Origin of the sequence: Sphingobacterium ginsenosidimutans (assembly GCF_039536865.1) — a bacterium.
Taxonomy (GTDB): domain Bacteria; phylum Bacteroidota; class Bacteroidia; order Sphingobacteriales; family Sphingobacteriaceae; genus Sphingobacterium; species Sphingobacterium detergens.
The window spans coordinates 1,610,316-1,633,570 of sequence record NZ_BAAAZK010000007.1 but is presented as its reverse complement, the minus strand read 5'-3'; the positions used below and the strand labels follow the sequence as shown (position 1 = coordinate 1,633,570).

The following is a 23,255-nucleotide window of genomic DNA, read 5'->3' as shown; positions in this document are numbered from 1 at the left end:
TTTTTCGTGTTAAAGAATTATTAATTTATTTTTTCTTCATCTACTTCCAAAAAAATACCCCAAAAAGTGCAAGACCTTTTGGGGCGAACAATATCGTTGACTGTGTTGTTATTTCTTTTTTCCGTATTTTTTTGAAATCTGGACCGCTTTGTACTTGGTGCCATCAAAATGCGGGGCATCAATTGCCAATGTCGTAGGGTAAGGAGCTGTACGATCGAAAAAATATACGGTGGTCGTACTGCCATAATCGTTGACGGGCAGGAGCTCCAGACAGGCTGTATAATCTGCATTCAATAGGTCGCCTACTGTAACGGCATAGATACGGATAATGCCACCTTTATTTTGCTCATTCCTAACAAAAGCAACTTCCTTAAATCCGCCAGGAAGATCTTCGATACTTTTTTGATTGAAAGTATCTTTTAAAATAAAACCCAACAACACTAAAACCGGGATGACCAAAAGCCATACCTTTTTATTCTTCTTCATTAAAATACGCTTAAATAGTAATGTTTATATCCAATAATTTATAAAATTCTTTTAAGATAGCCTGATGTCCGGGCCAAGCAGGAGATGTAACCAGGTTTCCATCTACAACAGCCTGATCAGCGGGAATATTTTTCCAGATACCACCAGCCAATTCAATATCCGGCCCTACGGCGACATAGGCTGTCAATGTACGCCCGGTCAGAACCTTTGCTGCTGTCAATACCTGAATCCCGTGGCATATTGCCGCAACAGGCTTATTTTTTTCAAAGAAATGTCTGGTAATTTCTAATACACGTTGGTTAAGACGGATATATTCCGCCGAACGGCCACCTGCAATATAGAGTCCATCGTATTCTTCAGGGTTGACCTGATCAAAATCCTTATTGATCGCGAAATTATGACCCCGTAATTCCTTATAGGTTTGATCACCTGTAAAATCATGTACCGCGGTAGGCACCACATCGCCCTTTTTTCGGTCAGGGGCAATGGCATCAACTGCTATTCCTATTGATCCCATCGCTTGAAATGGAACCATCGCTTCGTAGTCTTCTACAAAGTCTCCAACAAGTAATAATATTTTTTTTGCCATATCAAAAACCTCTTTTAGTAGGTTCTGAATTTACATATTAAAAGAGGTTTTTACAATGGTTATTTGTTAATCTTTTGTTAACCTTGAACCGTTAATTTTTCTGCAAGAGCACGTTTAGTCTTACGTACTTTAGCCTCGAGCTGGCTTCTTAAAGTAGGATTGGTAATACCTTTTCCTTCCTCAAAATTTTTATGAAATTCAGGTAGGGAGAATGAGTCCAGGATATCAGCACCATCCCAGGTAATTCTATTGACTGCTGCATTCAGTACAGTTGAGCCGCCCATTGGACCCGGAGAAGTAGCTAATAAGAAAACAGGCTTACCATTGAAGGTTTTGCGATTCGGAATTCGTGATACCCAGTCAACAATGTTTTTGTAAGCTGAAGTATAGGAGCCATTATGTTCCGCCAGTGAAATAAGCAAGAAATCCGCGGCATCCATTTTTGCTGCAAAATCATGCGCTAATTGTGGAATGCCCAATTCTACTTCCTTATCATAAGAATAGATAGGCATTTCAAAATGATTGAGGTCAAGAAGCTCTACACTATCATCAGCTTCTTTGTAATATTTGGAAGTACTTGTTACAAAAGTTTTATTGATAGAATTCTTATTACTTGTTCCTGCAAATGCTAATATTTTCATTTGTGTATCAGTTTTAATTTTTAAACTGGTCAAACTTACAACATAATCACAAAAAAAATGTCAGCAAAATGTCTGCTAGGGGCATAATAGCCTATTTATTGACCTAGATCAATGAAATGCGAAGCGTTCATACATCCCGAGTAATCCGGTGAGCCCACCTGTATGAACAACCAGTAGCTGATCTGCTGGTGTGAAATAATCTTTTTTGATGAGATCATCTACAGCATAAAGCAATTTTCCGGTATAAGTAGGCTCGATCATAATCCCTGTACTGCTGATAAAATGCTGTGTGAATGCAAGGAGTTCGGGTGTAGTCTTAGCATATCCTCCAAAATGATAGTCCAGATGTAAAATAGGTGCGGCAAGATGGGGGTAGAGTTGAGCAACTTCATCATTGATAAAGCTGCCGTTTTTGAGTACGGGTACCCCGTGTATCTGGGTGAAAAGATCTTTTTTGTCAATTGCGTTGGCAATTCCGGCAAGCGTAGTTCCAGTACCACAGGCAGTAAAGATATGTTGGTAGTCCTGTTGGAGCTCATCGACAAGTTCGGCGCAGCCTTTGGCTCCCAAGAGGCCATAGCCTCCTTCATGGACATAGAAGGCCGTTGGATCCTGACCGAAATAGTCGCTATAGAGCTTTTCTTTGTCCCTATAGGAATCCCGGTCCACATAAATAAGGTGCATCCCGAATAATTGACACATGGTCAGAACCGGATTATTAACCTGTTCGTCACCTCTGACGAAAGCTGTCGTTTTGAGCCGGAATGTTGCTCCTGCACAAGCGGTCGCTAGTAAATGATTGCTCCATGCACCACCAAAAGTAACGATATGATTTTTTTGGAGCTGCAATGCTTCCTGAAGATTGTACTTTAATTTTCGCCATTTGTTGCCCGAAATAAAAGGATGGATCAGGTCGTCCCGCTTCAGTGTTACCTTGATGTGCTTTTTTTCCCATAAAGGTAATGTGACTTCTGTTTCGGGGCTATGGATTTTGAATGGCAACATAACATTAAATGAAAACAAATTTAACGAAAATTGTTTCATTTGGTTTATTTTTGTAGAATGACAGAACAAATGGGATCGCAAGATCAAGAAGAACAAGAGTTATTTGAACATCTACGCATTGAAGTGGATAAGGGGCAAGCTTTACTCCGTATTGATAAATATCTGATGAATAGGGTGGAAAATGCGACAAGAAGCAAAATTCAGCATGCCATTGAAGCAGGTTCTGTCATGGTTAACGGAAAAGAGATCAAGGCGAGCTATAAAGTCAGACCAGAGGATGTCATTACCTTGGTATTACCAGATCCACCACGCGATAATGAGGTTTACCCCGAAAATATTCCGTTAGACATAAAATACGAAGATGACGATGTCCTTATTGTAAATAAAGAAGCTGGGATGGTCGTTCACCCAGGTTATAATAATTATACAGGTACATTGGTCAATGCATTGACTTATCATATACAGCAGCTGCCACAGTTGCCGGGAAATTCCGACCGTCCCGGTCTGGTACACCGAATAGATAAAGATACTTCCGGATTGTTGGTGATCGCTAAGAACGAAAAATCAATGGCATTTTTGGCTAAGCAATTTTTCGATCATAGCATTACCCGTAAATATATTGCCTTGGTATGGGGTGATTTGAAAGAGGATGGAACGATTACTGGTTACATTGGTCGTCATCTGAAAGATAGACGTATTATGGCCATGTACGACAGTGAGGACAAAGGAAGATGGTCAGTGACGCATTACAAAGTACTGGAACGATTGGGTTATGTGACTTTGATCGAATGCCAGTTGGAGACGGGGCGTACACATCAAATTCGTACGCACATGCAATCCATTGGTCATCCATTGTTTAATGACGCAATGTACGGCGGGGATAAAATATTAAAAGGAACTGTCTTCTCAAAATATAAACAATTTGTGGACAATTGCTTTAACCTGCTTCCAAGGCAAGCCCTTCATGCACAGGTATTGGGATTTGTTCATCCGACTTCAAAAGAAAATATCTATTTTGAGGTACCATATCCTGAAGATTTTCGTTTAGCTTTAGAAAAGTGGCGTGGTTACGCCGCAAATTCCATGGCTGTAGAAAATGATTAAAATTTAGAAAACAAATAAAGATGCCGACAAACTATATCAATTTTAACGGCAATGTAGTGCCGGAAGAACAGGAAATATTTAACGTAGAAAATAGAGGCTTTCGCTATGGTGATGGATTGTTTGAAACCATGTTGTATAAGGATGGTGATATTCGTTTTCTGAATTTTCATGTAGCGCGCTTGCAACAGGGGATGGAATTGATACACCTTGATGATGCGAATCTTTTTGATGAATTTTTTATCCGTTCAAGATCGGAGGAGCTGATTCGTAAGAATAACATGTTGGGACAGCAGGTACGTATTCGATTGATTGTATTTCGGATGGGTGGAGGATTGTATAGTCCAACCACAAATAAACCGGGATTTGTCTTGCAGGTACAACGCATAGAACCCAATCTACGAGATAAGAAAGTCGGTCTGATCGTGGGCTTATATAGTGAGTTCAAAAAGCCTTATAGTGATTTGTCAAAACTAAAATCGCTCAATTCGCAAATTTATGTACTGGCGGGTATCTACAAGAAAAAAATGGCCTTTGATGATGTATTGATCTTAAATCAGGAAGGTTACCTTTGTGAGTCCCTTACCTCAAATATCTTCGTGTATTATGAAAAAATATTATATACACCTGCGCTATCCGAGGGATGTATCGAAGGTGTCATGCGACGGGTAGTGATGGATATGGCACGGGCTGAAGGGATTGAAGTTGTGGAGGCACAAATAAGCGCTGAAATCATGAAAAGAGCGGATGAGATTTTTTGTACCAATACGGTACAAGGGGTGCAATGGGTCATGGGCTACAAGCAGAAACGCTATTTCAATAAAATATCACGGATATTGCAAGAAAAGCTGCTGAGTTGGAATTATGATTCAAACGAGGAGCAAAGCTAAGTTTGCAAGAAATAAATAATAAACATACAAAAAGCCAAGATTAATCTTGGCTTTTTGTATGTACTATTCTGATGATCCAGTGTTCAAAAGCCTTTTTGAAGTCAAGCAGAAAGTCTTTTGTTTTTTGTAATTCAACTTTTCCGCTCTCGCCGATACAATCTTTTATATTACCAAGATAAGCTTCGGGTTGCTGCATCGGAAAGATATTGACAAATACCAAGGACTGCCGGATATGATGATTTGCACCGAAGCCTCCATAAGCTCCTGTCGAAGAGGAGATGATGGCTCCCGGTTTGCCATCCCATTTATTCTTCCCGTATGGCCGGGATCCTACATCTATTGCATTTTTTAGTACAGCAGGTACCGAGCGATTATACTCGGGGGTAATGAACAGAATAGCATCCAGTGCTGCGACCTCTTTACGAAACCGGATATAACTTTCGGGCGGATTGCCTTCGTCGTCAAAATCCTGGTTGTATAAGGGGAGATCACCAATTTCAAGAATACGATAGTTAAACTTGTTAGGTGTTTGTTCAAGAATAAAATCAGCTATCTTTCTATTATAGGATTGTTTCCTTAAACTGCCGACGATGATTCCAATGCTGTAAGTATTCATACTGAAGTTCAATTAAAGTATTAAAAGTATTATTGGTTGAACAATTTGCTCCCTAAAAAGTTTCCCTGTTTTTGAATGTAAAAATAAAACTAAGTTGTTTGTGCTGAATAGATTAAGTTTTTGTTAACAAAAATTAACATTTATCATTTAATCTTTTGCATACAGTTTGTTGTCGTATTGTAAAGAATAAATTACAAAACTAAGGGAGGAGCTACTTATGAAAAAAATGTTTTACACCGCTGCTATCGTTGCAGGTCTTTTTGTGGCTGGGACGGCTGATGCACAGGTAAGTATCAGCGTAAATATTGGGAGTCAGCCAAGTTGGGGACCGGTGGGTTATGATTATGCCCGTTATTATTACATGCCTGAATACAATATGTATTATGATGTACCCGCGAGATGTTATGTTTACTATGACAATGGAGGTTGGATAAGAAGGGCTAGTTTACCAAGAAGATATCGGCATTATGATTTTTATAGGGCGCATAAAGTAGTGATCAATGATCGCACACCTTGGCATCACCATGACCGTTATAGAAGCAGATATGGCCACTCACGGGGCAGACAGGTTTCTATCCGGGATAGTCACCATGGACGTAGTGGATATTCCTTTGCGAGTGAGCGTAGTGTAAGACGAGATCATTCCTGGGGTGAGAGCAATAGAAGACATAACGATAGAGGACGTGGACGCGGATACGGAGATAGAGATAATGACCGACACGAGCATGGACACAGGGGGAGACATAGAGATTAATTGGATGTGTCTAGTTTGAATATCTTAATCGTTTAATAGGAAAGGGACTTGTCGCAAGACAGGCCCTTTTTTTATAGCATTGACTTCGGTTGAGTTAGTCTTTGGAATAGGGTAATCTCTAGATAGATGCTAAAATTTTATAACGATATATTCAATAAAATAAAGTGTAAGGAATAAATCACAGGATATAAAGCGTTGATTCATGAAAATTATCTTAATTTTGCGACACGAGCATACGAAGAGACTTTAATAAAGTAGGGCATTTTGTGTGCAAAAGATAGCATGTGGCGTGTAAGTTAATTTATGTAATGGGAAAAGTAATTAAATCAAGCTTTGTATTGATGGGCTTGGGAATAGCTAGTTTAGGATTACAGTCTTGTAATCAAAACAGCGGTAAAAAGGAAGAAAAGGGTGTTACTGTCGATTCTGTACAGCACAAGAAAGATAGTCTAATTGTCGTGCAGGATTCTATTACAAAAGTGGATTCGTTGCGCAAGGATTCCATTACCAAAATGGAGGCGAATGTTTCCTATAGTGGTGCCAAAGATACCACAGTTTTATTGACGGACTCTGTTTCGCCGCGATATATTTATCTTACTTTTGATGACGGCCCGCTTAATGGTAGCCAGTATTTGGATTCTATCGCAACAGCGAAGGGTATCAAGATCAATGCATTTTTGATTGGCGAACATGATAAGATGAGCAAAAAATTGCACGGCTATACAGAACGGTATAAAAATAATCCGCTGGTCGATTGCTACAATCATAGTTATTGGCATGCGCATAATAAGTATAGTACATTTTATTCAAATCCCCAGACGGCGTTTGAAGATTTTGAATTGGCAGAACAATCTCTGGGCCTGGAGCACAAAATCGTGAGACTCCCCGGAAGAAATATCTGGTATGTGGGTGACCGTAAAAAGGTTGATCTAAAAAGCGGCGCTTCTACCGCAGAGCTACTACACCAAAATGGTTATAAAATTATGGGTTGGGATTGCGAATGGAAGATTAATGGTGTGACAGGTAAGCCGGATTTATCGGTTAACCAGCTGTATACACAGATGAAGAACTTGCTTCGTAAAGGTACATCCTACACAAAAAATAATGTGGTCCTGTTGACGCATGATAATATGTACCAAACGAAAAAAGGACAGAAATTACTGTCAGATTTAATAGATAGTCTTAAACAACATCCGAACTATCGCTTTGAGTTTATGCGCAATTATCCACAATAGGGAATTTACACAATCTATATAATTTAGCCCTAAATCAGTAGTATAAGATTACTGGTTTAGGGCTAAATTTTTATAGCGGAAGAATTCCTCTCCTTAGTTTTGTTTGCGTAGATATTTTGTCAATATGACAATTGTCTGGCCTTCAATTTTCCCTTCGATCTGCTCAATATTATCAGCTACTAATCGGATATTTTTAACCACGGTACCTAGGGTTGCTTTGAGTGAAGAGCCTTTTACATCCAGTGTTTTTGTCAGCACAACAGTATCGCCTTCTAATAATCGCTGTCCGATGCTATCTTCATGAAAAGAAACGTAACCGTCGTTTTCATGATCTCCGGTTTTCTTTGCCTCCGCTAATGTTTCATCATCAAGGTAGAGGATATCGAGTGCTTCGGAAGCCCAGCCTTCATTTTTCAGACGATTTAACATGCGCCAGCAGACAATCTGAACAGCAGGGATTTCTGACCACATGGCATTTGGCAGAAATTTCCAGTCTTCGGGATTTAATTGCTCTGTTTTGTTGAGCTGGTTGGCCAATGTTGCTGAAATCAGTAGGGTGTTATCCAAAGTTGAACTGGTTTCCGGAGGTAATGTATAGGTTATTAAGTCCGTTACAGTGTCTGTCAGCTCACATTTTCCGCCAGCTCGCGCTAGTAATTGTTCTTCTAATTTCATATCTGTTTCTATAAAAGCCCAAAAATAAGAATATAAATTGTAGTAAGTTGTCGTTGCTAAAATAAAGCTGGTCTTTCTCTAAAAAAAAATAGGATGAGCTGTTATATTGGTACTGAATTTGTACGCTAACGAAGTTGGAAAAGATTATTAACTGAAATAAATATACAAATCATATGAAATGGCAAGGAGGTAAACAAAGTGGCAATTTTGAGGATCGTAGAGGTATGTCCGGTGGTGGAAAGCTAGCATTGGGAGGTATAGGGGGGATCATCGTCTTGGTTATTGGTTTTCTGATGGGTGGCGATCCCATGCAGTTGTTGCAACAGGCGCAAAATATGGGTGGGCAAACGGAGCAGTCTGGGCAACCGCGCGAACTAAATCCTGAGGAAAAGAGGTTGACTGAGTTTTCGTTGACTGTACTTCAGAGTACAGAAGATGTCTGGGCTAAGCTATTTAAAGAGCAAATGCAGCAAAATTATACGCCAACTACCCTGGTTTTTTATGATGGTGGTACGCAGACAGACGGTTGTGGGATGGGACAGGCTTCGTATGGGCCATTTTATTGCCCTGGAGATCAGAAAATCTATTTGGACCTGACCTTTAACCGCGAACTTTCCGATAAATTTGGTGCCAAGGGGGAATTTGCCATGGCTTATGTTATTGCACACGAGGTAGGGCATCATATTCAACAGCTGGTCGGATTATTACCCAAAACCAACCAGGCCCGTGGGAAACTGAGTGAACGTGAAAACAACAAGATTTCGGTCATGACTGAACTTCAAGCCGATTTCTATGCCGGTGTGTGGGCGCATTACCTCAATGAATACACGGATATAAAAATAGATTATAACGATATCGTGGATGGTATGAAAGCCGCGGAAGCGGTAGGGGATGATAAATTGCAGACGGCTGCGCAAGGCTATGCTGTTCCAGAATCTTTTACACATGGAACCTCAGCGCAACGAATGACTTGGTTTAAAAAAGGATATGACTCAGGAGACATGCGCGCTGGAAATACGTTTGAAGATCCAAGTCTGAGATAGTAAGAACAGATTCCATAAGTGCTACCAACTGTGGTATAGTAAAGATAAGCCCTATAAATTTTTATGGGGCTTTTTATTGAACCAATAAATTACAGCCTCGAATATCGCTTTGGTCAAAACGCCCCAGTATCTCAAATGAACCATCCTGATACACTTTTCCGAGATCCTGTGTTGCTATAAATGAACACGAGTAGCGGTTGGCTAAGTCGATGACATTAATGCCTCCGGTTCTGTCGGCGGAAATTAAACTCAACGGGTCATTTGTATCACGAATTAATACTTTCATCCATTTGGGCAAATGGAAAATCCCTTGACCCGAAGAGTACCCCTGTGACAATAATTCGGTCATACCATATTCTGAGTGTATCCCACTGACCTTAAAAGCATCCTCAAGCAGTTGGTGAATTTCCTGTTTCACCATTTCTTTGCGTTTACCTTTCATTCCGCCAGTTTCCATGATAATCAGTTCCGGAAATTCAAAAGCATATTGCTCAATGAAATCAAGCAAGGCATAGGTGACACCAAAAAGGATGGTTTTAGTTCCGTTATCTTTTAATTGGACAAGTGTATCGTATAGCTCCTGATGATTGTAGAGGAAATAATTACTCTCTGTTTGTTTACTCTGTTTCATCAAATCATCGATCATGTAGATCAGGGACGAACCATTTCTTTCCAGATAGGAGGGGAGTAGGGCCAAAACAGCGATATCCGTAATCGGTCCATAGAAATCTTCGAATATACGTCGAAAAGTGTGCTCATAGATGGACACATCGGCAACAAGATGTTTGGATGTGACCATGCCTGTTGTGCCTGAGCTTGAAAACACAATTTGGGGAGCCATTCCGGCAGCCAGAACTTTTTGTGTTTTGAAAAATTCTATCGGCAGGAAGGGGATGTCCGTATAATGCTTGACTTGATTTTTTTCTTTACCTATCAGCGAAACATAGTCTCGGTAAACCTGACAATGCTGCAGTTGGAAGTGATAAGTTTCTAAACAATGTTGATTAAAGTCGTCCTCTGTTTGAATTGCAAAAAAATCCGTCCAATTCGTCATAGCATTTAAATTTTGATGGACAAAATTAGCTAAAATTTAGAAATATTGGGTAGCAAAGCCAAAGCTGGAGAGTCGGAATAATGTAAAAGCGTCTGCGGGCGAATTTTGGTATTCGGAATAATTATAGAAAAACACTGGTGTCGACTTTAGGACACCAGTATTTGATATATTTTACAACATACCACCATCAACAGGAAGAACCTGTCCAGTGACGTATGCGGATAAATCAGATGCAAGGTAAAGACAGGCATTGGCTACATCTTCTGGAGATCCAGCACGTTTCAAAGGAATTCCAGCTTCCCATGTCGCGATCACTTTAGGATCCAATATATCTGTCATTTCTGTACGGATAAATCCAGGAGCAACAACGTTTGCACGGATGTTACGTGAACCCAATTCTTTAGCAACGGATTTGGTGAATCCTATGATACCAGCTTTGGAAGCGGCATAATTTGATTGACCAGCATTCCCTTGGACGCCAACAACGGATGACATATTGATGAAAGAACCTTTACGGTTTTTCATCATTATTTTTGAAGCAGCTTTTGTAACATTAAATACGGATTTCAAGTTGACGTTTAAGACGTCATCCCAGTTTTCTTCCGTCATACGCATGAGCAGACCATCTTTTGTGATGCCAGCATTATTGACTACGATATCCAGGCTTCCAAAATCTGCAACGATTGCATTGATTAATTGTTCTGCTTCTTCAAATTTCGAAGCATCAGAACGGTAGCCGATTACTTTTGTTCCGTAGGCTTGAAGCTCTTTTTCCAGCGCTTGTCCCTTTTCTACAGACGAAAGGTAAGTGAAAGCAACATTGGCGCCGTGTTGTGCAAACACTTCCGCAATTTTTCTTCCAATTCCTTTTGATGCTCCAGTTACCAAAGCAATTTTTCCTTCAAGTAGTTTCATATAAGAGTGTAATGTTATTCGTTGATGTTTTTGCAAAAATGTTAAAACTATATTATAACACAAAATCTTTCGATAAATAACGATTCAAAAAGCAATGGGCCTTTGTCTTATTTGGGACTATTTACTGCCGTATCGATGAACGATATCCCATGTATGGCCTTAGAAAACTGGAAAAAGTGGAATTTCAATTATGCTTAGGATTATTTTAATAAATCAATGGTATTTTTGAATAAGTGTTTCTAAAAAGTACAGTTTTTTGACAAAAGACTTGGGGGTTTACCAAAAACTATATTAAATTTGCATCAATCACAAAAACATGAGCAAAAAATCAAATAAAGAAGTTGACGTTGTTCTAATCGGCGCCGGGATTATGAGTGCTACTTTGGGTACTCTAATCAATGAATTAAGCCCAGACGTTAATATTGAAATTCTCGAGCGTTTGGATGTTGTGGCGGCTGAGAGTTCTGACGCTTGGAATAATGCTGGTACAGGTCACTCGGCCTTGTGCGAATTGAATTATACACCGGAACAAAAAGATGGTTCCGTAAAAGTTGATAAAGCTGTTAAAATTGCTGAGCAATTTGAAGTTTCTAAGCAGTTTTGGTCGTACTTGGTTGATAAGGGTATTATTGCCCAACCAGAGAACTTTATCCGCAGCATTCCCCATATGAGTGCGGTTTTTGGTGAAAAAGATGTGAAATTCCTGAAGACAAGATGGGAAACAATGAACACCCAGACCTTGTTCAAAGGCATGGAATATACCGAAGATGCAACGCTATTGAAGTCATGGATTCCTTTGATGATGGAAGGGCGGGATGCAAGTGAGAAAATTGCTGCAACCAAGATGGACTTAGGTACCGATGTGAATTTCGGTTCATTGACACGTGATTTGATTAATAACCTAGCAAACAAAGAAAATATTTCAATTTCCTTAAACCACGAAGTTGTTGATATCGATCGTGAAGACGATGGCCGTTGGGAAATCGAAGTGAAAGATCTGAAAACGGGGATAAAGAGGGAGCTAAAAGCGAAGTTTGTTTTTATCGGTGCTGGAGGTCACTCCTTGTTATTGCTGGAGAAATCTGGTATTCCAGAAGCAAAAGGTTACGGTGGATTCCCTGTAGGAGGACAATGGTTGAGATGCGTAAACGAAGAAATTATCAATACGCACCATGCTAAAGTCTATGGTAAAGCATCTGTTGGCGCGCCACCGATGTCTGTACCGCACTTAGATACCCGTTATATCGATGGAAAACAAGCCTTACTTTTCGGTCCGTATGCTGGTTTCTCAACCAAATTCTTGAAGCAAGGTTCTTATTTTGATTTGCCTGCATCGATCAAATTATCCAATATCCGTCCGATGTTATCGGCAGGACTTGACAATTTGCCGTTGACGAAGTATCTGATTACGGAAGTGATGAAATCTCCTAAAGATAAATTGGAATCGCTGAAACAATTTATGCCAACAGCTAAATTGGAAGATTGGGTTATTGAGAAAGCCGGTCAACGTGTTCAGGTGATTAAAAAGGATGAGAAGAAAGGTGGAATTTTGGAGTTTGGTACAGAAGTGGTTTCAAGTGCAGACGGTTCTATCGCCGCGCTATTGGGAGCTTCTCCAGGTGCATCAACTTCGGTGGCAATCATGATCAGTCTATTGAAGAAATGTTTCCCTGAGCGTGCTAAATCAGATGAATACCGCAAGAAACTACGCGAGATGATTCCTTCTCATGGCAAATCGTTAAATGATGATGCTGAGCTTTGTAGAGAGACGCGTATCCGTACGCATAAAGCGTTGAAATTGATTGATATAGATTAATTTCAATAAACAATATACTTATGGGGTGCTCGGAAATGACAATGTCATCTGGGCTGAGATTATACCCAATAAAAGCGATTGTACGACCTTGTGCAATCGCTTTTATATACCTGATCCGGATAATGCTGGCGTAGGGATTTTAATTTCAATAAAAACATCCGTTTTTTCCGCTCATAAGTTTATTATGTAATTACACGAACTAATAAACAATTGAATGACTTCTGATACAATTTTCGAGGCTTTTATTCAGCAAATGCAGCAAGCCACCATAGCTGAATGGCTGGGGGTATGTTTTGGTATCTTGCAGGTTTGGTTTTCAAGGCAAAATAAATCGATCAATTACCTCTTTGGGATAATAGGCATTATCATATCCGTATATGTATTATTCCATGCAAAATTATATGCAGAAATCTTGTTGCATCTCTATTATTTGGTGATGAGCGTCTATGGTTGGATCTATTGGAAATATAGCAGTGATACGATCGTACCGATCAGCCGTAGTACAGCCCGAGATTGGCAGATTGTTGGTTTTATCTGTGTAGTCGGTTTCCTATTGTTCTATTTTGGTCTGGTGCATTTAACTGATTCGGATGTTCCGTTATGGGACTCTTTTGTTTCCTGTACAGCCTGGGCAGGGATGTGGCTGCTGGCAAAGCGTAAACTTGAAAATTGGATTTTATTGAACATCAGTAACCTGATGGCAATTCCCTTGCTTATACACAAAGGTCTATTCCTTTATGCTGGTTTAACCTTATTTTTATTTGTGATGGCTTTTAGTGGCTATTTTAATTGGCGGAGAATATTAAGTGATGAAAAAAAATATGCAACTGACTGATGCAGCTATTGCTGTTCTAAAAGATCAGCAACAGAAAGCAATTCAGCAAAAGAGTTTGTCTGATGAGCAGCTTGAACTGATATACCTGAACAAGTGGTTTAAAATCTGGGTACCAGAATCTCTGAATGGCTTGGGGCTGGATCTGGTTAGTGGGCTTTCCCTGTTGAAGGAGCTAGCCTACTGGGATGGGGGATTGGCGTGGACGGTAACTTTATGTGCGGGAGCGAATCTTTTTGTTGGTTTTATTGACTCCGAAGTTGGGCAGGATATTTTCACTTCAAAACAGATATGTTTTGGAGGAAGTGGGCAGATTGCAGGCATCGCTGAACGTGAGGGCAAGTCTTATCGCTTGAAAGGGCTTTGGAAATATGCTACTGGAGCACCCCACCTGACACATTTTACCTTGAACGCCTATATTCAGGCGGATGGACAACAACTGTTGGATCAGGATGGAAATCCACTTGTAAAATCTTTCTTTGTCGCGCGTGAATTTGCATTGATTCATTACGATTGGGATACTTTCGGCCTTGAGGCGACAGCATCGCATTCTTTTTCACTAGACAATATATGGGTAGACGACAACCAGTCTTTTTTTATTGATGCCTCAAAAAGTACACGACCTGAGCTGCTCTATCAATATCCTTTTATGCCATTTGCGGAGTTGACCTTATTGGTGAATTTTATGGGGATGTACGATCGGTTTTTGGATCTGATCGAGAAGTTATTTGTATTGAAGTCCAATCAGGGGAAATGGGAGCAAAAGGAAAGTAAAGCTGCTTTCCGGAAATTGGATGAAATGCAGCAGGACTATACAGCTAGGGAAAATAGTATTCTGGAGCTTGCGACTCGTTCTTGGGAAAATCTCAAAAATAAGGTTGATAATACCTCATTATATGAGCGTATAGCGATAGAAAGTAGAGACTTTGTGGAGATTATTTTGTTCAATGTCATTAAACTCTATCCCCATACGGGGATTTCGGGCGCAGCCGCTGACAATGAAATCAATATTTTGTTTCGGAATATATTTACGGCATCTCAGCATAAATTACTGCAAAAGAATTTGTCCTAAACGTTAGGCTGGATCTGGATCTGCAGTAGAATTTTAACTGGAGATTTCTGACAATTTTGGAGTTATAATTGTTAAATAAAAAAGACGATCAATTGATCGTCTTTTTTATTGTTAAATAGGAAGTGTCCCCGACGAGATTCGAACTCATATCGTCAGAACCGGAATCTGAAATTCTATCCATTGAACTACGGGGACGTGTCGCAAAGATATACTATTTTCTAGATCTTACAAATAATCTTTGCTATAAAATTTAAACTTTTGAACTGGGAATTTACGATGTACATCTCTAGTGGTTTTTGACCTCCCTGCTTTTATAATTTGCGTCATTCCGCTTTTCTGCGCTAACTTTTTGTCTATAAGCGATATGTATTCAAGTGAGCCCTTGTTGTATACTACGATGTTTATTCGCTGGCTTTATTCTGAACTCAAATTCCTTTTGGGATTCAAACTGAAATAAATAAATCGAATCTTGTTTCAGCAAAGGTAGGGTAGAGAATCTTGTCGTTAAATCGATAACTAAAGTTCATGAATTGTCCCAGGGGCAAAGAATAGCGAATACAATGACTTGCATAAACCTGTTAACTGATTACGATCTAGGGTGGTATTGTGTGATGATGGAATGGAGGTAATCTCGATCAATATGGGTATATATTTCGGTTGTCGTAATACTCTCATGCCCCAGCATATCTTGTACAGCCCTTAGATCTGCACCACCTTCAACGAGGTGGGAGGCGAAACTATGCCTAAAGGTATGGGGACTGATTATCTTTTGTAGTCCAATTTTCTGAGCAAGCTCCTTAATGATCAGAAAGATCATCACCCTAGACAAAGCCGAACCTCTTCTGTTCAGAAATACAATATCCTCATTTCCATTCTTGATCTTAATATGTGATCTAATGGAATCCAAATAAAGCCTGAGATGTTTGATCGCTTGTTGGCCAATCGGAATCAGTCGTTCTTTGCTACCTTTACCTTCCACTTTGATAAATTCTACGTCGAGAAACAAATTGGAGATCTTGAGATTGACGAGCTCGGACACACGCAATCCACAACCATATAAAACTTCAATAATTGTTTTATTGCGTTGCCCCTCCGTGGAAGAAAGATCTATGGCAGCTATCAGTTGATCGATCTCATGAATACTCAGTACACTAGGGAGTTTCCTCGCAAGACGTGGAGCCTGTAGCAATTCTGTTGGATTATTATCTAGTTCATGTTCAATGATCAGAAAACTAAAAAAGGTTTTTAGTCCGGATATCAAGCGGGATTGTGTGAACGGTGAGATATTGAACTCCTGTAACCAGTGTAGAAAATCCTGAATATCCTTCCTGACGATTTTGTTTAAAAGGAGTCCGTTGTCCTCACAATAGATTTGGAATTTGGAGACATCGTTGAGGTAAGCCTCGATCGAATTAATGCTCAAACCCCGTTCGAACTTTAGAAATTGCTCGAATTCTTTTTTAATGACCTGCCAGTTGCTAAAATCCATTTGCAACAAAATTACAATTAACTATTGTTCTTTTCGAAAGATATTCTGTATTTTTAAACGTGTTTTTTACAAACCATAAGCTATAGCAATGATACGCTCCATCCCATAAGGGATATTAATAAATATTATTTATCTGTATTTTACTATTTATCGGGACAATTGGTCTCCAGTTCCGTTTACCCTAATATAAACAATTAGCAAAAAATAACTGACTAAAAAAAAGAGATTTTTTTGTATGAAATTCATTAAACCACTTGCATTAGCCTTTTTACTTCCGGCTACATTTTACGGCGTAGAGGCAAAAATGCCAACTACTTTAACGGCACATGCCAGGGCTATTCTATCGCAGGATAGTGTGGCCTTAAATCAAAAGTTACCTTTCGACAATGAAGTTGTCACTGGTAAATTGAAAAATGGATTTACATATTTTATCCGCAAAAATACAGAGCCTAAGGGACGCGTTACCATGTATTTGGGTATGAAAGCGGGTTCAATCCTAGAGAACGAAAAACAGCTGGGATTGGCGCACTTTTTGGAGCACATGAACTTTAATGGCTTGAAGCATTTTCCAAAAAATGAACTTGTCAATTACCTTCAGAAAGCTGGTGTACGATTTGGCTCGGACCTGAATGCCTACACAAGCTTTGATCAGACCGTCTATCAATTACCTATCCCATCTGATGATCCGGAATTATTAAAAAATGGACTACAGGTCATGCGTGACTGGGCACAGGATGCTTTATTGGACGGTGAAGAAATTGATAAAGAACGTGGTGTTATTTTGGAAGAGAAACGTGGTGGAAGAGGTGTGCAGCAGCGTCTGCAAGATCAGTATTTTCCTATGGTGCTTAATGGCTCCCTTTATTCCAAACGTCTACCTATTGGTACCGAAGAAATTTTAAAGACTTTTCCGTATACTGAAATACGTAAATTTCATCAGGATTGGTATCGACCAGATTTACAGGCGCTCATTATTGTAGGTGATATTGATCCCAAAGCAATCGAGGAAAAAGTGAAAGTATTATTTTCGGATATGACAATGCCGAAAAAGGTGCTTCCACGCAAAGAATACAAGGTCGATTTACTGAATAAAAACCAATTTTTGACTATTTCGGATCCGGAATTGCCTTATACTGTCGCTCAGATCTTAATCAAAAATGAGAAAGACAAGGTTGTGACTGTCGGAGACTACCGTAATGAATTACTCAAAAATATTTTCAATCAGATGATTGCTGGTCGTTTTTCTGAACTGATGCAGCAACCGAATCCACCTTTTATGCAAGCTGGTGGTAGTATTGGTGATTTTGTTGCGAATTTAAATACCTTCTCTTTATTGGTTGTACCTAAACCGGGTGAACTGGAATCTGGATTTAAGGCCATGCTGACTGAATTTGAACGCATTCAAAAATATGGTTTCACGCAGACCGAATTGGATCGTGCGCTCGCCGATATGAAGAAAGGAAATGAAATGGCATATATCGAGCGGGATAAGAAGAAATCCGATAGCTATGTCAACCGTTACCTGAACTATTTCATCGACAATGAGCCGGCCTTGAGCAATGAAGCTTCTTATAGCTTAACGAAACAGTTGTTGCCTACATTGAAACTCGAAGAGGTGAATAGCCTGGTCAAAAAGTATTACACGGATTTAAATCGTGATATATTAATTATGGGGCCAGAAAAGGAAAAGGCGAACCTGCCTACAGAACAAGCTGTTTTGGGATGGGTGAAGGCGGTCGAAGATAGCCCGGTTTCTGCCTATGAGGATAAGGTCTCCAATCTTCCCTTGCTTTCCAAAGAACCTACTAAAGGTACAATCGTGTCCTCAAAGGATGTCACAGCTGTCCAAGCTAAAGAATTGGTTTTGAGCAATGGCGTGAAGGTGATTTTAAAACCTACAGATTTTAAAAATGACGAAATCCAGATTATGGCCTATAGTCCTGGAGGAACGTCGTTGTATGCTGATGCTGATTACTTCTCCGCTTCAAATGCCTCTTCATTAGTCGATGCGAGCGGTGTCGGACAAATGAACAACGTGGAGCTGACTAAATATCTTGCCGGAAAAGAGGTGTCGATCTCGCCATATATCTCAGAACGATATGAGGGTCTTTCAGGTAGCACGGACAAAGAAGGCTTGAAAAATGCTTTTGAGCTCATTTATGGCTATTTTACAGAGCCTCGTCTGGATAGTGACGTTTTCCAAAGTACAATGACAAGAGCAAAAGGATCACTAGAAAATAGATTGAGCGATCCAAATAATGTTTTTTCAGATAAAGTGAAGGCGGTGCTCTATGGGAATAACATTCGCCGACAAAATGCTACTGTGGAGACGCTAACAAAAATCGACCGTGATCGTGCATTGGCAATTTATAAAGAGCGATTTGCAGATGCTTCAGATTTTGTATTTACCATTGTAGGCTCATTTGATGAAGCACAGATTAAACCGTTCATTGAGACTTATCTTGCTTCCCTACCTGCGGTCAAACGAGGAGAGAATTACAAAGACTTAAATATTCTGGAACCGAATAAAGGGGAACGTGTGGTTGTTCATAAAGGCAAGGAAGAAAAAGCAAGTACCCAATTGGCTTATTACGGAGACTATAATTATAGTGAAAGTGAGAATGTCAATATGGAAGCTTTAGAAAGTGTATTGACAATCAAATTGCTTGAGCGACTGCGCGAGAAAGAAGGTGGTGTTTACGGTGTTGGTGCCCGTGCCAGCTTCGGTAAATTACCTAAAGCACGCTATGCTTTTTCAATTGGTTTTGGTTCGGCAGTGGATAAAGCGGATGCTTTGATTGCTTCTGCTTTGGATGAAGTGAAAAAGATACAGGATCAAGGTGCGGATAAAGTGGATATTGAAAAATTTGTGGCTGAACAAAAAAGACAGAATGAATTGAGTTTACGTGAAAACGGCTACTGGCTGAATTACATTTCGAGTTCCTATCAAAATGATTTGGATATCACTAGATATACACGTCGGATGGAGAATTTGAATAAGGTGACGCCAAAATCAATACAAGATGTAGCTGGAAAATACCTGAAGAAAGATCGGCTTTTCGAATTTATTTTAATGCCAGATTCTAAATAAAGAATAGCATTGATATTGGATCAATGCAGGGTAAAGGCTGTTTGCGAAAAGCAAGCAGCCTTTGTTGTACAAAAAACTTTATTACACAAAAAAATCCCAATCATTTCTGATTGGGATTACCAAAAATTTCAATAAATATCTCTTTTAACCTAAATAAGATTTTAAGATTTTGCTTCTTGAAGTGTGTCTCAAACGTTGAAGAGCCTTGTCTTTAATTTGACGGACGCGTTCACGTGTCAAATTGAATTTCTCACCGATTTCTTCGAGCGACAGTTGGTGGTTGGAACCTAATCCAAAGAATAGAACGATGATTTCACGTTCTCTTTCTGTTAAAGTTGCCAATGATCGCTTGATTTCTTCTGATAGAGATTCATCAATTAGAGAACTATCGGTGTCTGGGTCATGGTTTTCCAATACATCCAAGAGTGTGTTTTCTTCACCTTGAACGAAAGGTGCATCCATAGACACATGACGTCCAGAATTACTTAGGGTATCCGAAACCTTGTCAACTGTGGTTTCAAGGATATCCGCCAATTCTTCTGGAGATGGTTCCCGCTCGTATTCTTGTTCTAGTTTTGAGAAAGCTTTACTGATTTTGCTTAGAGAACCTACTTGGTTCAATGGCAGACGTACGATACGTGATTGTTCAGCAATTGCTTGAAGAATAGATTGGCGAATCCACCAAACGGCATAAGAAATAAATTTAAAACCCTTTGTTTCGTCAAAACGTTTAGCCGCTTTAATTAAGCCCAGGTTGCCTTCATTGATTAAATCACCTAAGGTCAATCCTTGATTTTGATATTGTTTTGCTACTGATACTACGAAACGAAGGTTGGTTTTAGTCAATTTTTCCAAGGCAACTTGGTCGCCTTCGCGGATGCGCTGTGCTAATTCTACTTCTTCTTCTGCTGTAATTAAGTCTACTTTACCAATTTCGTGTAAGTATTTGTCCAAAGACTGGGACTCACGATTGGTGATAGATTGTGTAATTTTGAGCTGTCTCATTAATTTTTATTAATTCTCCTCTCTAAGAAATGTTTGCGAAAATACGAAAAATTTTTGAATTATTAATGGAAAATGGATTATCTAACCTCTCATCTATAATGAGTTATGATTTTGTAAATCTTCATTTTACACTATCAAAAACTATTCCATTTAAAATTGTTTTTCTTTCTCAATTGTGGCTGTAATATTCAACTGATTGATATTTAAAGCGCTAACAAATTTTATTTTTTTCTATTCTCAAGTAATTTATCTAATGATATCAGATATGTTACGTAAAACGTATTCTTTGAATTTATTTTAAAATGATAATTTTATGATAAAACAAAAAGATATATGTTTTGTTTTACAAGAGACATTAAATAAATTTAAAGGAATAAAAATTATATTATGCCAATCTTAATTCATTTGGATAAAATAATGAAAGAGAAAAAAATGTCACTTAACCAATTGAGTGACAGTGTAGGGATTACACTTTCTAATCTTTCAATCATAAAAAATCAAAAGGCTAAGGCCCTGCGATTAGATACACTTGAAGCAATATGCAAAGCGCTAGACTGTCAGCCTGGTGATTTGTTGCAATACTATGATGGAGATGATGAGAAAAACTAGAATCTATAGCCTTTTAAAAAGTCTACCACATTCATTTTCTTCTTGCCTTCCAGTTGAAGTTCCGATACCATGATATAGCCATCTTGTGTCGCAAACTTTAAATAGCTTTTTTGGTCTGTCTCTATTGTTCCCGGTGCAGCAGTAGTAGCTGTTTGCTCTTTTTCTGTTTTATATATTTTTAATACCTTATCATTGAGTACAGTAAATGCCGTTGGATATGGACTAAGTCCGCGTATAAAATTATAAACAACATCAGTAGATTGGTTCCAATTTATTTTACAATCTTCTTTAAAAATTTTCGGCGCATGTTTCAACGTTTCTGTTGGGAGGATATCGTCTTGGCTTTTCGGCTGTAAATTTCCCGCTTTCAACTGTTGTATCGTTTGAAGGAGAGTTCTGGCTCCCGCAACCATCAGGTTGTCGTGAAGATCTCCAGCGGTGTCAGTTTCATTTATTGTAACTTTTTCGGCTAAAAGTATATTTCCAGTATCAATCTCATGTTGCAATAAGAATGTAGTCACTCCGGATTCTTTCTCCCCATTCATAATGGCATGATTGATTGGAGCTGCACCGCGGTATTGTGGGAGCAAAGAGGCATGGACGTTAATGGTGCCCTGTTTCGGCATATTCCAGACAACTTCAGGCAGCATACGGAATGCCACCACGACCTGAAGGTCGGCTTGATAGTTTTTGAGTTCGGCAAGAAAGGCCTCATCCCGAAGTTTGACTGGTTGAAGGACGGGGATATGGTGTTGGGTAGCGTATACTTTAACGGCTGATTCATGTATCTTTTGCCCACGGCCTGCCGGTTTGTCCGGTACTGTAACTACAGCAACGACTTGTTCGCCAGATTGAATGAGTGCATCAAGTGAAGCAACGGCAAAGTCAGGAGTGCCCATGAAAATAATACGCATAAGAGCTGTGTTTTTTGTAAAATCCTTAAAATCAATAAAATCGTTGAGATGTTAGAAATCATCTGCAAAAACGCTAATAATTTGCTATTAAAGTTTTGTAAATAACAAATTTTTATAACTTTGCGAAGTTACATAAATATATTGAAAGCTTGAATTTTCCTTATTTTTTAGCAAATCGAATAGCATTTTCAGGTAAACGGACGTTCTCAAAATTGATCGTTCGGGTTACGATCGGTGCAATTGCGCTAGCCATTGCTGCCATTATCATATCTATTGCGGTTTTGCGCGGATTTAAGGGGGAGATCATCAGCAAGCAACGTGGTTTTTTTGCAGATGTATTGGTGCTACGTTATGATCTCAATAAATCGTATGAAAATTCACCAATCTCTCTTACGCCTCAACTCCATAAGTCTATATTAGCAGACCCTGAAGTATATTCCATTAATCCATTTGCAACTAAAGCTGGGATTATCAATGTGAATGACGAAGTGGAAGGCGTGGTTTTGAAAGGTATTGATTCGCTATACGATCAGCAGCCTATAAAAAATATGCTGCTCGAAGGGAGTACGATAGATTTTAAATCCGAGAACACCGATAATCAGATCTTAATTTCTAAATATCTGGCAGATAGATTGTTGTTGAAAGTAGGCGACGATTTTATTATGTATTTTGTCCAGGAGCCCATCCGTAAGCGAAAGTTTGTCATCAAGGGGATATTTAATACCGGGTCGGAGGAGCTTGATAAAGTTTACGTAATCGGATCTTTGAATGTCATTAGGAAGCTGAGCAATCTTGATGATAATGAGGTCGGTGGCTATGAGATTCGAATCAAGGATTTCAGCCAACTCCAACAGACAACACAAAAAATAGAAGATTTGCTGCCTATTGATATGCAGGCAATCAATATTAAAGACCAGGTGCCCGATATTTTCCAGTGGTTGGATTTATTGGATATGAACACCAAAATTATCTTTATCTTAATGACGGTGGTAGCTATTATCAATATGATTTCAGCTTTATTGATCACCATCCTTGAGCGTACATCCATGATTGGTATATTAAAGGCTTTGGGTTACCATAATGCCGGTATACGCCGGGTCTTTATGTATAGTGCCCTGTATCTCATTGGACTTGGTTTACTGATTGGAAATCTCATCGGGTTGAGCTTTTATTTTCTACAGGATTATACCCATTTTTTCAAACTGGATCAGCAGACCTACTACATTTCTTATGTTGCCGTAAAACTCTATTGGTCTGACGTTATTTTGGTCAATCTTGCGGTGGTATTTATTGGCATGGTTTCCTTGTTTATTCCTTCGATGTTAATCACCAAGATTAGTCCGATAAAAGCAATTTCTTTTAAGTAAGCCCTTTTTTAGACGTCGTTTTGTTGGAAAAATTGTATTTTTAAAGCTGTTAGCTA

22 protein-coding genes and 1 tRNA gene are annotated in these 23,255 nt (G+C 39.2%); 11 read left to right on the top strand and 12 right to left on the bottom strand.

Features of this window, described 5'->3' with window-relative positions; all coding sequences use genetic code 11:
- Positions 1–108: 108 nt before the first annotated feature.
- The 4 genes from ABFX33_RS19255 to ABFX33_RS19240 form a co-directional block, all read right to left on the bottom strand.
- Positions 109–486, bottom strand: coding sequence for a hypothetical protein (locus tag ABFX33_RS19255; protein WP_120260818.1), 378 nt, complete (start codon positions 484–486; stop codon positions 109–111).
- A gap of 10 nt (positions 487–496) precedes the next feature.
- Positions 497–1,075, bottom strand: a complete 579-nt coding sequence (locus ABFX33_RS19250) for a DJ-1/PfpI family protein (RefSeq protein ID WP_120260819.1) — start codon at positions 1,073–1,075, stop codon at positions 497–499.
- Positions 1,076–1,152: 77 nt separating this feature from the next.
- Entirely contained in the window at positions 1,153–1,716 is a 564-nt protein-coding gene (locus tag ABFX33_RS19245; RefSeq protein ID WP_257091729.1) for an NADPH-dependent FMN reductase, read from the bottom strand.
- A gap of 108 nt (positions 1,717–1,824) precedes the next feature.
- Positions 1,825–2,760, bottom strand: coding sequence for a 1-aminocyclopropane-1-carboxylate deaminase/D-cysteine desulfhydrase (locus ABFX33_RS19240; RefSeq protein ID WP_346087558.1), 936 nt, complete (start codon positions 2,758–2,760; stop codon positions 1,825–1,827).
- Positions 2,761–2,778: 18 nt separating this feature from the next.
- On the opposite strand from ABFX33_RS19240, the gene ABFX33_RS19235 reads away from it, so the two are divergent.
- Both ABFX33_RS19235 and ABFX33_RS19230 read left to right on the top strand, forming a co-directional pair.
- Positions 2,779–3,825, top strand: coding sequence for an RluA family pseudouridine synthase (locus tag ABFX33_RS19235; protein ID WP_346087556.1), 1,047 nt, complete (start codon positions 2,779–2,781; stop codon positions 3,823–3,825).
- A 20-nt stretch (positions 3,826–3,845) separates the two neighbouring features.
- On the top strand, positions 3,846–4,712 hold the full coding sequence (locus ABFX33_RS19230; RefSeq protein WP_346087555.1) for an aminotransferase class IV: 867 nt from the start codon (positions 3,846–3,848) through the stop codon (positions 4,710–4,712).
- Positions 4,713–4,752: 40 nt separating this feature from the next.
- Here ABFX33_RS19230 and ABFX33_RS19225 read toward each other — a convergent pair whose 3' ends face one another.
- Positions 4,753–5,328 (bottom strand): NADPH-dependent FMN reductase, encoded by a 576-nt coding sequence (locus tag ABFX33_RS19225; protein ID WP_259180645.1) that lies wholly within the window; start codon positions 5,326–5,328, stop codon positions 4,753–4,755.
- Positions 5,329–5,545: 217 nt separating this feature from the next.
- On the opposite strand from ABFX33_RS19225, the gene ABFX33_RS19220 reads away from it, so the two are divergent.
- Positions 5,546–6,082 carry a hypothetical protein gene (locus ABFX33_RS19220; RefSeq protein ID WP_346087553.1) on the top strand — a complete coding sequence of 179 codons (537 nt, stop codon included), beginning with the start codon at positions 5,546–5,548 and terminating at the stop codon, positions 6,080–6,082.
- A 308-nt stretch (positions 6,083–6,390) separates the two neighbouring features.
- Complete coding sequence (locus ABFX33_RS19215) at positions 6,391–7,317, top strand: polysaccharide deacetylase family protein (protein ID WP_120260824.1); 927 nt, start codon at positions 6,391–6,393, stop codon at positions 7,315–7,317.
- 93 nt (positions 7,318–7,410) lie between these two features.
- Here the strand turns inward: ABFX33_RS19215 and ABFX33_RS19210 are convergent, their stop codons facing one another.
- Positions 7,411–7,992 (bottom strand): PhnA domain-containing protein, encoded by a 582-nt coding sequence (locus ABFX33_RS19210; protein WP_120260825.1) that lies wholly within the window; start codon positions 7,990–7,992, stop codon positions 7,411–7,413.
- Between the two features lie 173 nt (positions 7,993–8,165).
- Between ABFX33_RS19210 and ypfJ the strand changes: the two genes are divergently transcribed.
- The gene (ypfJ, locus tag ABFX33_RS19205) at positions 8,166–9,035 is read left to right on the top strand and encodes a KPN_02809 family neutral zinc metallopeptidase (protein WP_346087552.1); all 870 of its coding nucleotides are present in this window, start codon (positions 8,166–8,168) and stop codon (positions 9,033–9,035) included.
- Between the two features lie 73 nt (positions 9,036–9,108).
- On the opposite strand, the gene ABFX33_RS19200 is transcribed toward ypfJ, so the two are convergent.
- Both ABFX33_RS19200 and fabG read right to left on the bottom strand, forming a co-directional pair.
- Positions 9,109–10,089 (bottom strand): LuxE/PaaK family acyltransferase, encoded by a 981-nt coding sequence (locus tag ABFX33_RS19200; RefSeq protein ID WP_346087550.1) that lies wholly within the window; start codon positions 10,087–10,089, stop codon positions 9,109–9,111.
- 171 nt (positions 10,090–10,260) lie between these two features.
- On the bottom strand, positions 10,261–11,004 hold the full coding sequence (gene fabG, locus ABFX33_RS19195) for a 3-oxoacyl-[acyl-carrier-protein] reductase (RefSeq protein WP_346087548.1): 744 nt from the start codon (positions 11,002–11,004) through the stop codon (positions 10,261–10,263).
- Between the two features lie 316 nt (positions 11,005–11,320).
- On the opposite strand from fabG, the gene ABFX33_RS19190 reads away from it, so the two are divergent.
- The 3 genes from ABFX33_RS19190 to ABFX33_RS19180 all read left to right on the top strand — a co-directional run bounded on the left by ABFX33_RS19190 (position 11,321) and on the right by ABFX33_RS19180 (position 14,724).
- The gene (locus ABFX33_RS19190) at positions 11,321–12,820 is read left to right on the top strand and encodes a malate:quinone oxidoreductase (protein WP_346087547.1); all 1,500 of its coding nucleotides are present in this window, start codon (positions 11,321–11,323) and stop codon (positions 12,818–12,820) included.
- 214 nt (positions 12,821–13,034) lie between these two features.
- Positions 13,035–13,655, top strand: a complete 621-nt coding sequence (pnuC, locus tag ABFX33_RS19185) for a nicotinamide riboside transporter PnuC (RefSeq protein ID WP_346087545.1) — start codon at positions 13,035–13,037, stop codon at positions 13,653–13,655.
- Positions 13,630–14,724, top strand: coding sequence for an acyl-CoA dehydrogenase family protein (locus tag ABFX33_RS19180; protein WP_346087544.1), 1,095 nt, complete (start codon positions 13,630–13,632; stop codon positions 14,722–14,724). Before pnuC ends, ABFX33_RS19180 begins: the two co-directional genes overlap by 26 nt.
- Before the next feature lie 123 nt (positions 14,725–14,847).
- Here the strand turns inward: ABFX33_RS19180 and ABFX33_RS19175 are convergent.
- Positions 14,848–14,919: transfer RNA gene (locus tag ABFX33_RS19175), tRNA-Arg, on the bottom strand.
- A 391-nt stretch (positions 14,920–15,310) separates the two neighbouring features.
- The gene (gene xerD / locus ABFX33_RS19170) at positions 15,311–16,213 is read right to left on the bottom strand and encodes a site-specific tyrosine recombinase XerD (protein WP_223582638.1); all 903 of its coding nucleotides are present in this window, start codon (positions 16,211–16,213) and stop codon (positions 15,311–15,313) included.
- Positions 16,214–16,448: 235 nt separating this feature from the next.
- On the opposite strand from xerD, the gene ABFX33_RS19165 reads away from it, so the two are divergent.
- On the top strand, positions 16,449–19,304 hold the full coding sequence (locus ABFX33_RS19165) for a M16 family metallopeptidase (protein ID WP_346087542.1): 2,856 nt from the start codon (positions 16,449–16,451) through the stop codon (positions 19,302–19,304).
- 144 nt (positions 19,305–19,448) lie between these two features.
- On the opposite strand, the gene ABFX33_RS19160 is transcribed toward ABFX33_RS19165, so the two are convergent.
- Positions 19,449–20,309: a sigma-70 family RNA polymerase sigma factor gene (locus tag ABFX33_RS19160; RefSeq protein WP_028068906.1), complete on the bottom strand. Its 861-nt coding sequence runs from the start codon at positions 20,307–20,309 to the stop codon at positions 19,449–19,451.
- 387 nt (positions 20,310–20,696) lie between these two features.
- Between ABFX33_RS19160 and ABFX33_RS19155 the strand changes: the two genes are divergently transcribed.
- Entirely contained in the window at positions 20,697–20,918 is a 222-nt protein-coding gene (locus ABFX33_RS19155; protein ID WP_120260837.1) for a helix-turn-helix domain-containing protein, read from the top strand.
- Here the strand turns inward: ABFX33_RS19155 and fmt are convergent.
- Entirely contained in the window at positions 20,915–21,832 is a 918-nt protein-coding gene (fmt, locus tag ABFX33_RS19150; RefSeq protein ID WP_346087541.1) for a methionyl-tRNA formyltransferase, read from the bottom strand. The genes ABFX33_RS19155 and fmt overlap by 4 nt on opposite strands.
- 149 nt (positions 21,833–21,981) lie before the next feature.
- Between fmt and ABFX33_RS19145 the strand changes: the two genes are divergently transcribed.
- The gene (locus tag ABFX33_RS19145; protein WP_346087539.1) at positions 21,982–23,199 is read left to right on the top strand and encodes an ABC transporter permease; all 1,218 of its coding nucleotides are present in this window, start codon (positions 21,982–21,984) and stop codon (positions 23,197–23,199) included.
- The last annotated feature ends 56 nt before the right edge of the window (positions 23,200–23,255 follow it).

Excerpts from the sequence above, each read along its gene's own strand:
- ABFX33_RS19230 (WP_346087555.1), top strand. The coding sequence starts at position 3,846 with ATGCCGACAAACTATATCAATTTTAACGGCAATGTAGTGCCGGAAGAA.
- ABFX33_RS19250 (WP_120260819.1), bottom strand. The coding sequence starts at position 1,075 with ATGGCAAAAAAAATATTATTACTTGTTGGAGACTTTGTAGAAGACTAC.
- ABFX33_RS19235 (WP_346087556.1), top strand. The coding sequence starts at position 2,779 with ATGACAGAACAAATGGGATCGCAAGATCAAGAAGAACAAGAGTTATTT.
- ABFX33_RS19155 (WP_120260837.1), top strand. The coding sequence starts at position 20,697 with ATGCCAATCTTAATTCATTTGGATAAAATAATGAAAGAGAAAAAAATG.
- pnuC (WP_346087545.1), top strand. The coding sequence starts at position 13,035 with ATGACTTCTGATACAATTTTCGAGGCTTTTATTCAGCAAATGCAGCAA.
- ABFX33_RS19245 (WP_257091729.1), bottom strand. The coding sequence starts at position 1,716 with ATGAAAATATTAGCATTTGCAGGAACAAGTAATAAGAATTCTATCAAT.
- ABFX33_RS19225 (WP_259180645.1), bottom strand. The coding sequence starts at position 5,328 with ATGAATACTTACAGCATTGGAATCATCGTCGGCAGTTTAAGGAAACAA.
- fabG (WP_346087548.1), bottom strand. The coding sequence starts at position 11,004 with ATGAAACTACTTGAAGGAAAAATTGCTTTGGTAACTGGAGCATCAAAA.
- ABFX33_RS19220 (WP_346087553.1), top strand. The coding sequence starts at position 5,546 with ATGAAAAAAATGTTTTACACCGCTGCTATCGTTGCAGGTCTTTTTGTG.
- ypfJ (WP_346087552.1), top strand. The coding sequence starts at position 8,166 with ATGAAATGGCAAGGAGGTAAACAAAGTGGCAATTTTGAGGATCGTAGA.
- ABFX33_RS19190 (WP_346087547.1), top strand. The coding sequence starts at position 11,321 with ATGAGCAAAAAATCAAATAAAGAAGTTGACGTTGTTCTAATCGGCGCC.
- fmt (WP_346087541.1), bottom strand. The coding sequence starts at position 21,832 with ATGCGTATTATTTTCATGGGCACTCCTGACTTTGCCGTTGCTTCACTT.
- ABFX33_RS19200 (WP_346087550.1), bottom strand. The coding sequence starts at position 10,089 with ATGACGAATTGGACGGATTTTTTTGCAATTCAAACAGAGGACGACTTT.
- ABFX33_RS19240 (WP_346087558.1), bottom strand. The coding sequence starts at position 2,760 with ATGAAACAATTTTCGTTAAATTTGTTTTCATTTAATGTTATGTTGCCA.
- ABFX33_RS19165 (WP_346087542.1), top strand. The coding sequence starts at position 16,449 with ATGAAATTCATTAAACCACTTGCATTAGCCTTTTTACTTCCGGCTACA.
- ABFX33_RS19180 (WP_346087544.1), top strand. The coding sequence starts at position 13,630 with ATGAAAAAAAATATGCAACTGACTGATGCAGCTATTGCTGTTCTAAAA.
- ABFX33_RS19215 (WP_120260824.1), top strand. The coding sequence starts at position 6,391 with ATGGGAAAAGTAATTAAATCAAGCTTTGTATTGATGGGCTTGGGAATA.
- xerD (WP_223582638.1), bottom strand. The coding sequence starts at position 16,213 with ATGGATTTTAGCAACTGGCAGGTCATTAAAAAAGAATTCGAGCAATTT.
- ABFX33_RS19160 (WP_028068906.1), bottom strand. The coding sequence starts at position 20,309 with ATGAGACAGCTCAAAATTACACAATCTATCACCAATCGTGAGTCCCAG.
- ABFX33_RS19255 (WP_120260818.1), bottom strand. The coding sequence starts at position 486 with ATGAAGAAGAATAAAAAGGTATGGCTTTTGGTCATCCCGGTTTTAGTG.
- ABFX33_RS19210 (WP_120260825.1), bottom strand. The coding sequence starts at position 7,992 with ATGAAATTAGAAGAACAATTACTAGCGCGAGCTGGCGGAAAATGTGAG.